The sequence below is a fragment of the Photobacterium sp. CCB-ST2H9 genome, assembly GCF_023151555.2.
Lineage (GTDB): Bacteria > Pseudomonadota > Gammaproteobacteria > Enterobacterales > Vibrionaceae > Photobacterium.
The window spans coordinates 433516-447737 of sequence record NZ_CP100426.1 but is presented as its reverse complement, the minus strand read 5'-3'; the positions used below and the strand labels follow the sequence as shown (position 1 = coordinate 447737).

Below are 14222 nucleotides of genomic sequence, written 5' to 3'. Positions count from 1 at the left end.
TTGCCCGGTAAAGTATGTTTACGCAGATTTTGCCAGATAGGCGGCCATTTCCTCTGCCGGCACCATACCGCCACCGGTAGCCCAAACCAGGTGTGTGGCATGACGGAGTTTTTCTGGTGTCAGTTGAAGCCTCTCTTGATATTCCACTGCTTCAGACACATGCATCGGCCCGGGCATCCCCGCAAGGGCTGATGGCTCCAGCTGAATCCCTTCACTTTGATTCAGTTGTCCCAACAGCTGATACATATGTTTATCTGACAGTGTGTAATAACCATCAATCAGACGCTCCATCGCCCGGCCAACAAATCCTGATGCCCTGCCAACCGCGAGACCATCTGCAGCGGTGATATTATCGATTCCTAATTCCTGAACAGAAATATCATCATGTAATCCCGTATGGACCCCGAGCAACATACAAGGAGAGTGCGTCGGCTCAGCAAAAATACAATGTACATGATCACCGAAGGCCATCTTCAGACCAAACGCAACACCGCCAGGTCCGCCGCCAACGCCACACGGCAAATAAACAAATAACGGGTGATTGGCATCAACCGCAATCCCCAGTTCATCAAACTGTTTTCTGACGCGCTCGCCCGCAACTGAGTACCCTAGAAAAAGCGTGCGGGAGTTTTCATCATCAATAAAAAAACACCGGGCATCTTGCTCCGCCGCTTTCCTTCCCTGCTCCACCGCGACGCCGTAATCCTGTTCATACTCCACAACATTCACGCCATGAGATCGCAACTTCGCTTTTTTCCATTCCCGGGCATCTGCCGACATGTGTACAGTCACGGAAAAGCCCAGTTTTGCACTGATGATGCCAATCGACATCCCCAGATTTCCGGTTGAGCCGACTGCAATACTGTATTGGCTGAAGAATTGACGGAATTCATCACTCAAAAGCTTGCTGTAATCATCTGATTCAGAGAGCAACCCGGCATTTACAGCCAGTTTCTCCGCATGCGTCAGCACTTCATAGATCCCGCCACGCGCTTTAATCGAACCGGAGATCGGAAGATGGCTGTCTTTTTTCAGCATCAGACGCCCCGGAATCTTTATCCCATATGTTGCTTCCAAGCTGGCTTTCATGGCCGGAATCTCAGCCAGTTCAGATTCAATGATGCCCTGTGTTTTTGCTGTATCCGGAAATGCTTTCATCAAAAATGGAGCGAAACGAGATAGCCGGTCACTGGCATCCTGAATATCCTCAGCATCCAACCCGACAAAAGGCAGACCTTCACTCAGAGAGGTGATATTGGGGTTGAACCAGCAAACCTCTTCCAATGCCACCAATTGACTGACTAAAGGAAATTGGGTGGTCAGGGTTGGAATATCAAACTTTGTCATCGCTGGTTCCCTCTTTAGCAATATAAAATAATTCACAAATCGCGCTTTGAGCGATTCTAGAGGGGAAGGCAAAAAAAACAAAGCCGTACTCTGTGGTGTTGTGAGCACCTCAGCAATGACGCAGATTAACAGACATTCTCCCGGCCAGTGCTTAGGCCGGGAGAGATGATTTCGTTTTGTATGAAGATACTATTTGTTGTACGAATTGTTGTACGAAGTTGTACGAAGAAGCTATTGCAGCAATACCGAAATCGCCTTGGTGTTCCCGTCAAACGTGATCGAATAAGTTGCGTGATCTCCCACCTGATAATCCGCAGACGGATAAGATTCAGACCAGTTACCATCATCAATTTTAAAGCGGGCTGGCGAATCTTCACCATTAAAGCTTTGGGTCGTACGATAAAGCCCTGACTGCGCATCATATTGCATTTGTGTCAGTCCCCAGCCGTTTGATGTCCCCCGGAAATACCAGATTTGTTCTCCCCCAGTGGAGGCAGACAAACAATTTGTAAGTGCAGTCCAGACCCCGCTCTGATAACAAAGATTCGGATTCAATGGACTCAGATCTGCGCTCTGATTGTTTCCCTGATCGCTGAAAATAACATTCAAACTGACCAGATTCACACCAAAATCATGACAGTAACGACCACCTTCAGCGGACATTGCGACTCCCGGCCAGGACGCATTTGCCACTGGTTCCGAAGCAGAAACATTCCAGTAATACAGAGTCGGCTGGCTGAAATTTTGCTGATTGTCGAAACAGACTTTCGTGTTTGAACTGCCACCTGTGTCCCCACAGCCGATGGTACATCCCTGCCCGACTTTCGCACCCACATGAATCGCTGCTGCATCATGAGCGCTGACGGTAAAATGTGCATATCCCTGGCTGTCAACCTGCACCGTCGGGCCGCTGCAGCTGCCGGACTGCTCATCAAAATTACCCGCAATAATGTCGCAATATTCACCAGCCGGCATCCCGGTCAGCAAGGTCTGATTGATCCCTTTCGAGTCATCCCGGTTGATCACGACAAACCCAAGTCCACCGCGGCCAAAGGCAATCTGGTTATTCCCGTCATCCCACCAGTTCGTGACGCGGAATTCAGCCGCCGTATGATTACGAAAAGCCACCATATTTGCTACACCCCGCCACTTGTGTTCACACACCCAGTCTCCGCCGTCAAAACCGCAGGCATTACCTGAGTGCACACCCGTTGAAGGGGGGCCCGCATCAAAATCGTTAAAATAGTAACCCGACATAATTTTCGGGTAGCCATAGGGATAGGCCAGTGTAAACACGTTTCCGAGAAAATACAGATTCCCGAAATCCTGATGGCTCAGGACCTGTCCAGGATTATGACGTTCTTCATCATGATTGGTCACAAAGGTAACGGCACTGTCACTGAGCAGCCAACCGCTCCATGAACCGATGCCGTTCAGATCTTTAATCCCGCCATTTTTAAACTTCGGGCCAATCGTCCGGGCAAAATTAAACTCAGTCACGTCACCAATATACGTATATTCACTGGTTTTGACGGGCTCTCCTGCTGAGCCGATCACTTCCTGAAATATGTATGGATTCCCATTCAGTTTATTCTTAATTGCGGCAATATCAGCCGCTGGAATATGTTTAGCCGCATCAATCCTGAAACCCGCCACGCCCATACTGATAGCGTCGTTCATATAATCTGCAATTTTCTGGCGCACATAGTCAGACTCAGTTTTTAAATCATTCAGGCCAACTAAATCGCAGTTTTGAATTGACCAGCGATCGCTGTAGTTGATGTCACCGGTACAGGTATGGAAATCATTCGCATTAAAAGGTACTTCCGGAAAATATCTGTCTTGTGCAGCCATGTGGTTAATCACCGCATCCAGATAAATATCAACCCCAGCGGCTTTACAGCGCTGCACCATATCGACAAACTGTGCACGCGTACCACTTCTGCCTTCAAAGGAGTAACTGATAGGTTGATACCGGGCCCACCAGGCTGAATGATCCACACTTTTCTGGGGTGGCGACACCTGCACGGCCGAAAATCCTTTCGGGCCCAGAAAAGTTTCACATTCAGTCGCGACATCATCCCAACGCCACTCAAACAGATGAACGAAGGCCGTTCTGGGCACCACCTCTGCCATCGTCGGTGTGGCACTCAGCAATCCACTGCAGAATAGAAGCCCGGCAGGAAAATATTTTTTAAATTTCATTATTTTTCCTTATCTCTTGGTTGTAGGTACATTCAGTTTTTTATTTCACAGCTTCCTGTCAAAAAGCCACAAACACTGTAGATAAAGGACACAAAAGTGCTTTAACCAGATTAAAACGATGTGAATCGTATCTGCTTCGGTGTCATAAAAGAAATATTTTCAAGTATTCGGATCACGGTTTGTACAGCATTAAGAATGTGATATATCAGTTAAATTATTCAACTCATGATGAAATTTTCGAATCCATGTTGAAACCATATTGTCTCTGAATGAGCAGTGCGCATAAATACAATCTCTAAATTGATGATATTTTTATTTATTCAAAAATAAAGATATATCAAGCCGTATCTATTTTGAGCCTTCACGATGGTCTGACGACACTGCAGCTGTCCAAAAGAGCCATCAGACCTCACTCGTTTACCGAAGCATTCAAATAAATAAATGTTTCACATATGTGAACAAATTAGATCACCGATCACAAAATGGCAACATTTTCTCCAATGCATCAAATTTAGTATTAACCTATTACTCATCGGAGGTCTGACAAGGAGACAGACATTGAAACAATTCATTACCCTGCTCATTTTCTGCATGGCAAGCTTTACCAGTCAGGCAAGTACCAGTACATCGGGCGTATCCCAAAAGGGATACACTGCAACCAAATATCCGATTGTGCTGGTTCATGGCTTGTTTGGTTTTGATTCCATTGCCGGAATTGATTATTTCTACGGGATTCCGCATGCACTCAACAAAGATGGTGCAAAAGTATTCGTTGCTCAGATCTCTGCAACCAACAGCACAGAGCTTCGTGGCGAGCAGTTACTGGCTCAAGTGGAAGATGTACTCGCGATTACCGGCGCGGAAAAAGTTAACCTGATCGGACACAGTCATGGCGGACCAACTGCACGTTACGTGGCTTCTGTAGCACCGGAGATGGTCGCTTCAGTCACCAGTATCGGTGGCGTGAATAAGGGATCACGGATTGCAGATATTGTTCGTGGTGCCGTCCCGGAAGGCTCAATTCCGGAAGGGATCGCAGTCAAACTGGCTGAAGGACTGGTCAGCATGATCAATCTGTTATCCGGTGGCAGTGATCTGCCTCAGGATCCGCTGGCTTCTCTGGCCGCACTGACCACTGAAGGGTCGCTGGCATTCAATCAAAAGTACCCGGAAGGGATCCCGGAGTCCGACTGTGGCGAGGGTGATTATGTTGCTGCCAATGGTGTGTATTACTACTCCTGGACCGGGACCAGCAATTTCACCAATGCGTTAGATCCAATTGATGCCGCAATGACAATCCTGGGGCTCGGATTCAACAATCCGAATGACGGCCTCGTCGGTCAATGCAGCACGCACTTGGGTAAAGTCATCCGGAATGATTACAAAATGAATCACCTGGATGAAATTAACGGCTTGCTTGGCATTACTCATCTGTTCGAAACGGCACCGACCACGCTTTATCGCCAGCACGCAAACCGCCTGCAATTACAAGGATTATAAGTTTTGAAAAAGACCGTACTTTCACTCATCTGTATTGTTCTGACTGCGGGTGCGGTCTATACCTACAACTCACAGACCTCCGAACCGACTGTGACCCAGGTGCCCTCTCAGCAGGACACCCAAATTGATACCGATTCCGCCCGCGATACCTTCGACTATTTTCTGTCGGGTCTCGGTGAGGCGGACATCGATACACTCAGAGAACACTTCCGCTCCTATAATGCCCAGCAGGCAACCGCCTACCAATTCGATGAAGATCTGTTCGAACGATTCATTCAATACCGAGCCGCATTGCGGGATCTCGACCCGGGCAATATCAATCAGCTGGATGCTGATGCCCTGAGGCAACTGAATGATCAGCTGATTCAGGCACAACTACAGTTCTTTTCATATGAAGAGCAGCAACGGCTGTTTGCCGAAGAAAATCTCCAGCGGGATCTGACACTGCGAAAGCTGGAACTCAAACAGCAAACCCAGGATCAGGAAGCCTATCTCAGCGCCTGGCAACAAGAACTGGATAACCTGCCTCCCGTCATGCAGGAAAGCTATCGCAACGCCAGCCTGCTGGCTCAGTTACAATCCACCCAGTCGATGGATCCGCAGGAGCGCTACCTGAACCAGCAGGCATTAGTCGGACCTGAAGCGGCAGATCGCCTGGCACAGCTCAGTCAAAAACGAGCGGCATATCAGACACAATTGGATGAATATTTTGAACAACGGGAAATGATTCTGGCAGATTCAGGAATGGCTTCAGCGGAACAGCAATTCGCCCTCGAGACCCTGAGAAATAACACTTTTACGACAAGCCAACGCCGTCGGGTCAAAGCATTGGAATCCATGCGTGACACACAGGGTGGACAATCAATCGATTGAGAACCAGGGGCATTTTGAATCGCACCCAATAAAAAACCCCGGTCAGATGACCGGGGTTTCTGATGGCTCATTGTTCAATCAGTCTTTTTAGGACGCTTATTCCTGGGTGCTCTATTCTGAGAGGCTTTGCTCACAGCGGCCTTATCCTTGGGCGTCTGAACCTTGGTCGCCTTATTCTTTGGGACATAGTTCAGAATTGAAACCGGCACCGGTTTTTTCGGGGTAAACCCTTCCACTTCGCGGCGTTCAATCAGGTGGCCCAGACGACTTTCAATCATGCACAGGTTCTTGAAATTGTCTTTTGAAACGAAAGAAATCGCTTCACCTGATGCATCTGCACGACCAGTACGACCGATCCGGTGAACATACTCATCCGCCGGGAAAGGCAGATCATAGTTCACCACGCGCGGCAGCTCTTCAATATCAATGCCTCGGGCACCCACGCCAGTCGCAATCAGATACTGAATCTTCCCGGATTTAAAGTCTTCCAGCAGTTGAGCACGAATCGTCTGACTGCGGCCACTGTGGAAGGCTTCAGCCTGGATACCACGCTTCTCAAGCTGAGATGCCAGCTTGGCAGCACCGTGCTTGGTTTCAATAAAGATCAGCGCCTGATCCCACTGATTTTCTTGAATCAGATGGCTCAGCAGTGCCGATTTCTGATCTTTGTCGACGGTGATCAGCCACTGTTCAATATTTGATTTAGATGCCTGATTGGCAGCAATCGTAATTTCGTGCGGATCACTGACCGCAGATTTCGCCAGTTCACGGACTTTACGCGACAAAGTCGCCGAAAACAGCAAGAACTGAACCTGTTCAGGCAGTCGGTCTAAAATCTTGTTAATGGCATCGATGAAACCCATGTCGAGCATGCGGTCGGCTTCGTCCAGCACCACAATTTCGATTTCTTCGAAATACACAGCCCGCTGGCCATAGAGATCAATCAGCCGGCCTGGTGTCGCCACCAGCACATCCACACCTTCAATCAAATGCGCTTTCTGTTGCTGTTCGTCCACGCCGCCGTACATTGCCAGCGAGGTCAGCCCCAGATGCTTTCCGTAGTCTCTGACCTTCTCTTCCACCTGCACTGCCAGTTCACGGGTTGGTGCCAGAATTAACGCACGTACACGTTTTTTCCGTTGCGTCTGACCTTTGCTCAGTTTTTCCAGAATTGGCAACACAAAACTGGCCGTTTTACCGGTACCGGTCTGGGCTGCAGCAATAAGGTTCTGTCCCTGCAAAATCACCGGAATGGCTTTGTTCTGAATGGTGGTCGGTTTGGTATAACCTAACTCAGTTACGGCCTGAACGAGTGCGTTGCTGAGTCCAAGTTTAGAGAATGGCATGTATCGTCTCTGTAGTTCTGATCGCTTGAAGTAGAGCTGGCTCTACGTGAACGCGGGAGTGTATCACGGACTCAGGAAGCTGGTATGAAATATTACAAAAACGCCCCACCGGAATATTCAGAAGGGGCGTTTCAATCTTCATTCTTTCAAGAAGTCATGACTCGATTTCGATACCGGCTTCATCCTCAGGGACAATATCCGTTTCCTGTAATGCGTCTTCCAGCCAGAGACGAATCGCCGGAGACTGCAGCACCTGAGTCATATAACGCTGGCTGAGTTCTGAAACCTCAATACCATAAGTGATGAATCGCAAAACAACAGGCGCAAACATGCAGTCCGCAATACTCCATTGTCCAAACAGCCAGCCCCCCTGATCGCCATACTCCGTCATCTGCTCGCGCCAGATTTGATCAATCCGGGCAATATCTTTTTTCGCAGCTTCCGACAACTCAATCTGACGTTTCGCCCGACAGTTCATGGGCATTTCATTTCGTAATGCTGTAAAACCGGAGTGCATTTCACAACTGATCGCACGGGCTTTTGCGCGCGCCACTGTATGTTGTGGCCACGCTTGTCCATCACAGTGCGCTTCATTCACATATTCACAAATCGCCAGCGAATCCCAGACGGTCACCTCACCATCAATCAGAACCGGTACTTTCGCCGCCGGGGTATAATTTTCCAGCGTGCGATAAAAACTGTCCTTGAACAGCACCAGCTTTTGTTCTTCAAAGTGAATGCCATTCTGAGTCAGCATCAGCCAGCCGCGCAGTGACCAGCTGGAGTAGTTCTTATTGGCGATAATCAATTGCATGTGTCGTCCTCATCTTGAATGCACGTTGTGTCCCTGCGCTTCACTCTACGCACTCAACAATATGATGACTAACGCATAATTTTGATAACACACATCAGAAAATCGAATGGGTATCTGTCAACAGACCCAATCCGCTGGAAATCCGGTAATCTTATTCTTTCAGAACCATATCGATACACATGACCGCAGCCAGAATCAGCTTCCGCATATTATCGCCGGCCGGAATATCTTCAGATAGTTTCAGCACATAGTTGTCTGCACTGGTGAACAGCTCTTTCCCGAGACCAGCCCATTCTTTCGAGACATGCGCCAGTTCTTTATCGCCCTGGTTAAATTTGAAATCCCAGCCGGTCCACTTACCTTTCAGCTCACAAATAACATTGTCATCTTTGTCCAGCACATCAAATTTACCGCCAATCGTGAACAACTTAGGCTTAAAGCCGCCAATCACCTGATTGTCTTTATCCCGGACTGTCACTTTTCCCAAAAACAATGACACACCACGCTGTACACGCACAATCGGCTCACCACCCGGTGTTACGATTTGAATATCGAAAGGCGTCATAATTTTATAATCGGTAAACCGAAACAGTTTGGTAAAAAAGCCCAGGTTCGGTTCACGGCATTCCATAATCACATTGCCGGTTGACGGATCATGAATGTCATAGTTATTGGCTGCTTTCAGCACGCCGACATGTTCTTTCACTAAAAAAAGGTTTTGATTGATAACTTCGCTCATTGGTTAATATCCGGAAGAGTTTTTAAAGAAACACAGAAAGCGAAATACCGCCCCCATAAAATCAATGGCGGTGTTTATCAATACAGACTCAGCCTACCAAGCGGTAACACTTTGCTCTGGAATGAAAAACAGCCTGGCCCGAATTACTCAGGCGACATCTACAGCAAAACATTGAAACAAATTTCAGTTAGATCTCCGTACGAAAAGCAGTAAAAAATGCAACTCAAAGCCCGAATATCAATTTCACTGCAAATATAGTGAGAAAAACAGCTGTAAATGACAACCTGACTGATAAATTAGCATTTCATTCAGTAGATTACAGGCGTAAAATCAGCAAAAAAATTCACCTTGTTGCATATTTTACATGTCCTATATACACAACCGACCAGCAAAATATGTTCCGGCGGGTTATCAGCCACTGGAGCCCGTGCCCCGAAGTTCTCCGATGCCGGTAAAAACACTCAGTGAAACTCAGCAGCAAACCGCTGAGTTTGAGTGCAACATTCAGATCTATTGCACAGCGGATGAACTCAGTTCATTGCAGACAGGGTTCTGGTCACTGAAAAGGACTCACAATGAAAAAAAAGTCATCAACTGGCAACACGCTCAAACATCTCATGGGTTAACCACACTGACTGCACTTTGTGTGGAACAAGAAGAAAAAAAACTGCTCCATGAGCGTTTCCAGTATGCCGGCTTTGCAAAAGAGTTTGATATTCATCCACAGCCCAAAGGCAGAGGACACATCAATGCTGTATTTCTGCCTGTGAAACTGGCTGTGCAGCAGGAAGATATGCTGGGATGGCCAACAACCGGGTATTTTTATTACTTTGTTGATCACAAGCTCTACCAGGAATTCAAACTGACCGGCGAAGACCGCTGGAGTTTCTATCTGACCGGTTCAGACGCTAACACACTCACCGATGAACTGGCCTCAGAACATCATTCCTCCAGTCTCTTACTGCCCTTCAAAATTGAAGGAAAGACAATGACCGGCCAATTCATTCTGTATCGAAAACAAAAACTATCGCGTGATGAATTTTCAAAACTCTCCCAGAGTTGGCTGGAGGAACATGCAACGCCGCTTGATTTAAAAAGTATCATTGCCAGCCGCACACAAGCGTTCATGGCACGCGACATCACAACACATCATGTCTGCAGTGACCAGAAGTCTGCCTACTACAAAGTTAAAATGGATCCAGACAGCCGCCAACGAGAGAGCTGGCCTGAAATTGCCCAAAAACATGGCCTGTCTGCCAAACAACTATTGGATTTGAATCCGGCATACAATGACAACCCACTCCGGCTTCAGATTGGTGACACACTGTGCGTCTCAGCACCACGCAGCAGTTCAGTCCACAAACGGCAGGATATTCCTTCACCACTATCTGAGTTTGAAACCGGCAAGGCCTACCCTTTCGGAAATGTCTGGGGAACGTTCAGACAACGCTATATCATGCCCGGACTGCTGCATATTCAGCCTGACAGCAAAGTTCCCCTCCGTGCCCCAATAGTGAATGCCGGACTTCTAAGCAAAGTATAAATATTGATGAGGCAGGCAGTAATGTATTAGAAAATTTATCGCTGAGTTGAGCCACATGATGAATGCAAACTTACGGTGGTCGCAGAGCCTCAAAACAGAGAGCTGAACCTCGTAAAGATTCAGCTCTCTGACCCTGTAAGCAAAGCTGGTTCACTCAGCTCACGATACAAATTCTGCCATAGATTCGTTCAGCAAAAGACTCGTTCAGCAAAAGATGCTCAGCCACAGACTCATCGCAGCGACAAATACGCCACTGACATAAATATAACGTCCAATATTAATGACTCAGTTCACCAGGCTGCCGGTACATAAACTTTTGCAAAGCTTCCCGGCTGATACGAGGTCGTTGCATGTTCAATGAATACGTATCCATACATGCCGGGTTTTGAGCCCATCGCACAGGTAAATTCCAGCCTCCGTGCAAGCATTCAATGGACATATTGGTTTGCGGGTTTACAGTCAGAATGCTTGGCCCGAAGTACAAATCAATATCTTGTCTGGGCAGGTTAGCCGCTGAACGATTGATCGCAAATCTCAATTCTGGCTTCGCAACAACAGTCGCAGGCACAAAGAAGGTAATACTGCCATTCGCGATAGGAATCATACGCTGCTCACTTCGCTTCGCGGTAGCCGGAACATTGGTATGTATTGGATTGCGAGTAAAAACCCATTGGGGAGCAAACAACTGCCTGTCTTTTAATACTTTATAAATCGCATCCGTTATCAAATTGATATCATTATCAGAGCTGTAAGTGTGAAGGTAAAACGGTGCATTCTGAGCCACAAGCGCGGTTTTCACCCACTCACGAATTTTTCTCTGAATATCACTGACGGTCAGTAATGCGGGATGAGCATTTTGAAATAATACAAATTGGTGCACTAAATCTGGCCAGTTAATATTGATTCTCCCGCGAGACCGATTGTAATGTGTATCCAGCTCCCACACTGTCACGACCTGAATTTTATCATCCCAGTTCTGACCCACAGCCGGATCATTTACAGGCAAATTATATCCCATTAACTCTTTTAACGTTTGTTTCCAGTAAGGGACCGTTATGCCCCTGAATCCAACGTAGTGGCTCATGGTATTTTCTGGCAGCTTCGATTCTAATTTAGCGACAAATTCCGCCGGATGTTTTCTTCCCTGCTGATCAAACACATAACAGACAGGAAAATCTCCGTTCGGCGTACTGATGCTCCCTGAGCAGTCTAAATCCAAACTTTGAACATCAACACCATCAATCACAAAAAAAGTTTCTGCAGCTTTGGGCTTAGCTGCGTAAATCCGGTATCCCTTTTGAGAAGCATACTGTGACAACAACTGCATGTCATTTTCAAGCCCCCGGGTATCGAAGGCTCCGCTGAACCACACCAGCTCTTCACCCGGGAAGTAGTCTGGGTGCTCACTATATGTACTTCCAATATCAAATTCCGGCTGATTAAACCCGGTGATGTCTCTTGCAATCGTCCCGAATTTGGGAACAAACCAAATCAGGTTTGGATCTTCGGTGTCGCCATACAGATAAAACTTACTCACCAGCTCATTGGTAAATTCTGCTTCAACATTCCTGATTGACGGATCAATTGGTGCAGCAATCGCGGCACTGATAGATGCCGATATCAATATCAAAGAATGGAGTGTGTTTTTTAAAATATTATTGCTCATGGGAAATCCATTTATCCTTGCAAATCATTTCATCTTCTTCATTTGGGCAACCCGACTTTATCCAGATGCCCAATAACTTAATCAGTTGGTTCGGTAACGGACGGCCAGTTGCTGGCATACCTGCTGGGTTCGCTCCCATTCCAAACTTCTGTTCTTTCTCCCGGATTGCCAAGCGCTGATATAACGTCTTTGCATCTTTTTCTCTCAACCAACGTTCAATATCCCGCCTGTTGGCCATGCTGAAAGCATCTTTGGCACGACCATCAATACCATGACAATGCACACACCCCCCATCACGCCATAAACGATTCCAGATAAAATGCAGTGCTTTGGGTGGAATCGTCCCTTTGGGTAATTGATCGAAATTGAGATCTATTTGCTGAATTGCTTGAGCAAGATCCTTTTCGTTTTTGTCCCGAGCGTCTTGAAAATAAGCATAGAGATCGTATGCGTCATGACGAGAAACAGACAGTTTCGGCATCGTTCTCCCTTCAACGGATTTCCCATTGGCATACTGGTAAATCCAATCCGCAGAAAACAAACTCATCGCAGCAGCGTTATAACCGGTCAACTGGCTTGAGCCATGGCACATCACACAATTGTTTTCAAACAACTTCAAACCTTTCGACTTCGCCCCCTGCCGTTCCATCTCTGATTCTGCAGGAATGGCATCCAGGTGCTTGCTCAGGGATATCACGTCATTTTCGTGAATACCGGTATAAGCCATCATTTTGGGTGCAGCACACTTCCCCTCACTGCAGGTTCCATGGGGAGCATTTAAAAATTTCGTGAGTGTTTTTCTGTTTACCCTTGCGGTTTGCTTTTCGAATATTGGCCAGACCGGTGCATTCAAATAAGAAAGAGGATATTTCTCCATAGACTGTAGCCGCACATCCTTCACCGGCAGTGCGACATATCTCGGGTCATGCATATGATTCCGGTAATTACGAGCAATTTCATCGACTTCTGTATGACAGGCGACACATTTTTGATCGGTCCACTTTCGGGATCCATTCGGCATCGTACCAACAGGTTTCATTCGGTTCTCAAAATGGCAACCGTGACACTCCTGCTCAATCGCATTTTTATATAAACGTTGATCGAATTCGAATGCTTGCAAACCGAAAGACATGAAAAACGTTGCGCCCAGCAGCAACACCAGCACGCAACGCCCCCACATACAGCGACAGTAGGTCATCAAACACTTCATAGAAAATCAGTACGAGACCTCTATGAATGGCGCTGAAGGTACAGGTTCTGAAATAACGATTTTCTTCGCTGCAAGTTCTTCCGGAATAACCCAATACGCGGGTTGACCTTCGATGGTCTGAAACAGATCAATAAACTGTGTCCAGCGCTGGAACAACAAAGATTTATCCACGATCTCACCTTCAAATCCAAACAGACTTGGATCGATATGAGACGAATAAAAATTGATACCCTGGTCAAGTCCATACCAGCCAATATCTACATGAGGGATACCAGGCTCAGTTGGGTCAACTGGCAGAGGTAAATCCTGCTCTAACACTTTTTGGTCCACCAACTGATTTACTATGGCTGGCACTTCAATGTATACACCGGGCGCAGGCTGACTACTCGGATCAGACAACGCAAATTTCGCATGCATCAACTGTTTGGTATCCACGAGTTCGAACAACTTTGCTTCTTTCTCGGCACTTGTATTGTAACGAATCACCAGACTGCAAAGTTTCGGATAACCCGGAGGACGAGTCGATACTGAAGAATATTCAAAAGTCGTGAGCAATTCTGTCAGCGCTTGGGTCGGTTGACAAAGAACCGCATCATCAGGAACGAGCGTTTTTCTGCTTGGAGAAATATTATTTTCTTGTGCAAATACCGTAAATTCACCACTTTGAATACTGCTGGGAACGAAGCTGACTGTCAGCGTTTTATTTCTGTAAGCTCCCGGGACAGGTAAAATGTAATCATATTCATAATTACGAAACCAAACATAACCAGTACCACGCGTGGTATTTTTAAATGGTGCAAACACGATATCACCATTGTCGATCGTGGAATTAAAATCTAACAATGACAATTGGTAATCGCTCGAATGAGCTGAAGCTGCCGTCAATAATGCGGCACTCGCAAGTAAATGAGTGAATTTTATCATGGGTATTCCTTGGAATAGCCCACAAACAACGTGGGCTAGATACTATTTATGCAGC

11 protein-coding genes are annotated in these 14222 nt (G+C 46.9%); 3 read left to right on the top strand and 8 right to left on the bottom strand.

Annotated features, from left to right (window positions below):
• Window positions 1–18 precede the first annotated feature (18 nt).
• Both L4174_RS18555 and L4174_RS18550 read right to left on the bottom strand, forming a co-directional pair.
• Window positions 19–1347, bottom strand: coding sequence for a D-serine ammonia-lyase (locus tag L4174_RS18555; RefSeq protein ID WP_248142433.1), 1329 nt, complete (start codon window positions 1345–1347; stop codon window positions 19–21).
• A 231-nt stretch (window positions 1348–1578) separates the two neighbouring features.
• Window positions 1579–3552 carry a starch-binding protein gene (locus L4174_RS18550; protein ID WP_248142434.1) on the bottom strand — a complete coding sequence of 658 codons (1974 nt, stop codon included), beginning with the start codon at window positions 3550–3552 and terminating at the stop codon, window positions 1579–1581.
• 591 nt (window positions 3553–4143) lie between these two features.
• Here L4174_RS18550 and L4174_RS18545 point away from each other — a divergent pair.
• Both L4174_RS18545 and L4174_RS18540 read left to right on the top strand, forming a co-directional pair.
• Complete coding sequence (locus tag L4174_RS18545) at window positions 4144–5052, top strand: esterase/lipase family protein (protein ID WP_371929440.1); 909 nt, start codon at window positions 4144–4146, stop codon at window positions 5050–5052.
• Between the two features lie 3 nt (window positions 5053–5055).
• Entirely contained in the window at window positions 5056–5925 is an 870-nt protein-coding gene (locus L4174_RS18540; RefSeq protein ID WP_248142436.1) for a lipase secretion chaperone, read from the top strand.
• A 74-nt stretch (window positions 5926–5999) separates the two neighbouring features.
• Here L4174_RS18540 and L4174_RS18535 read toward each other — a convergent pair whose 3' ends face one another.
• From L4174_RS18535 to L4174_RS18525, 3 genes are all read right to left on the bottom strand, one after another.
• Entirely contained in the window at window positions 6000–7271 is a 1272-nt protein-coding gene (locus L4174_RS18535) for a DEAD/DEAH box helicase (RefSeq protein WP_248142437.1), read from the bottom strand.
• Between the two features lie 154 nt (window positions 7272–7425).
• Window positions 7426–8085: a glutathione S-transferase family protein gene (locus tag L4174_RS18530; RefSeq protein ID WP_248142438.1), complete on the bottom strand. Its 660-nt coding sequence runs from the start codon at window positions 8083–8085 to the stop codon at window positions 7426–7428.
• Window positions 8086–8236: 151 nt separating this feature from the next.
• Window positions 8237–8824, bottom strand: coding sequence for a phospholipid scramblase family protein (locus L4174_RS18525; protein ID WP_248142439.1), 588 nt, complete (start codon window positions 8822–8824; stop codon window positions 8237–8239).
• 364 nt (window positions 8825–9188) lie between these two features.
• Here L4174_RS18525 and L4174_RS18520 point away from each other — a divergent pair, with 364 nt between their 5' ends.
• Window positions 9189–10367, top strand: coding sequence for a LysM peptidoglycan-binding domain-containing protein (locus L4174_RS18520; protein ID WP_248142440.1), 1179 nt, complete (start codon window positions 9189–9191; stop codon window positions 10365–10367).
• A 277-nt stretch (window positions 10368–10644) separates the two neighbouring features.
• Here L4174_RS18520 and L4174_RS18515 read toward each other — a convergent pair whose 3' ends face one another.
• The 3 genes from L4174_RS18515 to L4174_RS18505 are packed head-to-tail and all read right to left on the bottom strand — an operon-like array spanning window position 10645 to window position 14167.
• On the bottom strand, window positions 10645–12033 hold the full coding sequence (locus L4174_RS18515; protein ID WP_248142441.1) for a hypothetical protein: 1389 nt from the start codon (window positions 12031–12033) through the stop codon (window positions 10645–10647).
• On the bottom strand, window positions 12023–13198 hold the full coding sequence (locus L4174_RS18510) for a hypothetical protein (protein WP_248142442.1): 1176 nt from the start codon (window positions 13196–13198) through the stop codon (window positions 12023–12025). Before L4174_RS18510 ends, L4174_RS18515 begins: the two co-directional genes overlap by 11 nt.
• A gap of 51 nt (window positions 13199–13249) precedes the next feature.
• Window positions 13250–14167 carry a hypothetical protein gene (locus L4174_RS18505; protein WP_248142443.1) on the bottom strand — a complete coding sequence of 306 codons (918 nt, stop codon included), beginning with the start codon at window positions 14165–14167 and terminating at the stop codon, window positions 13250–13252.
• Window positions 14168–14222: the final 55 nt, after the last annotated feature.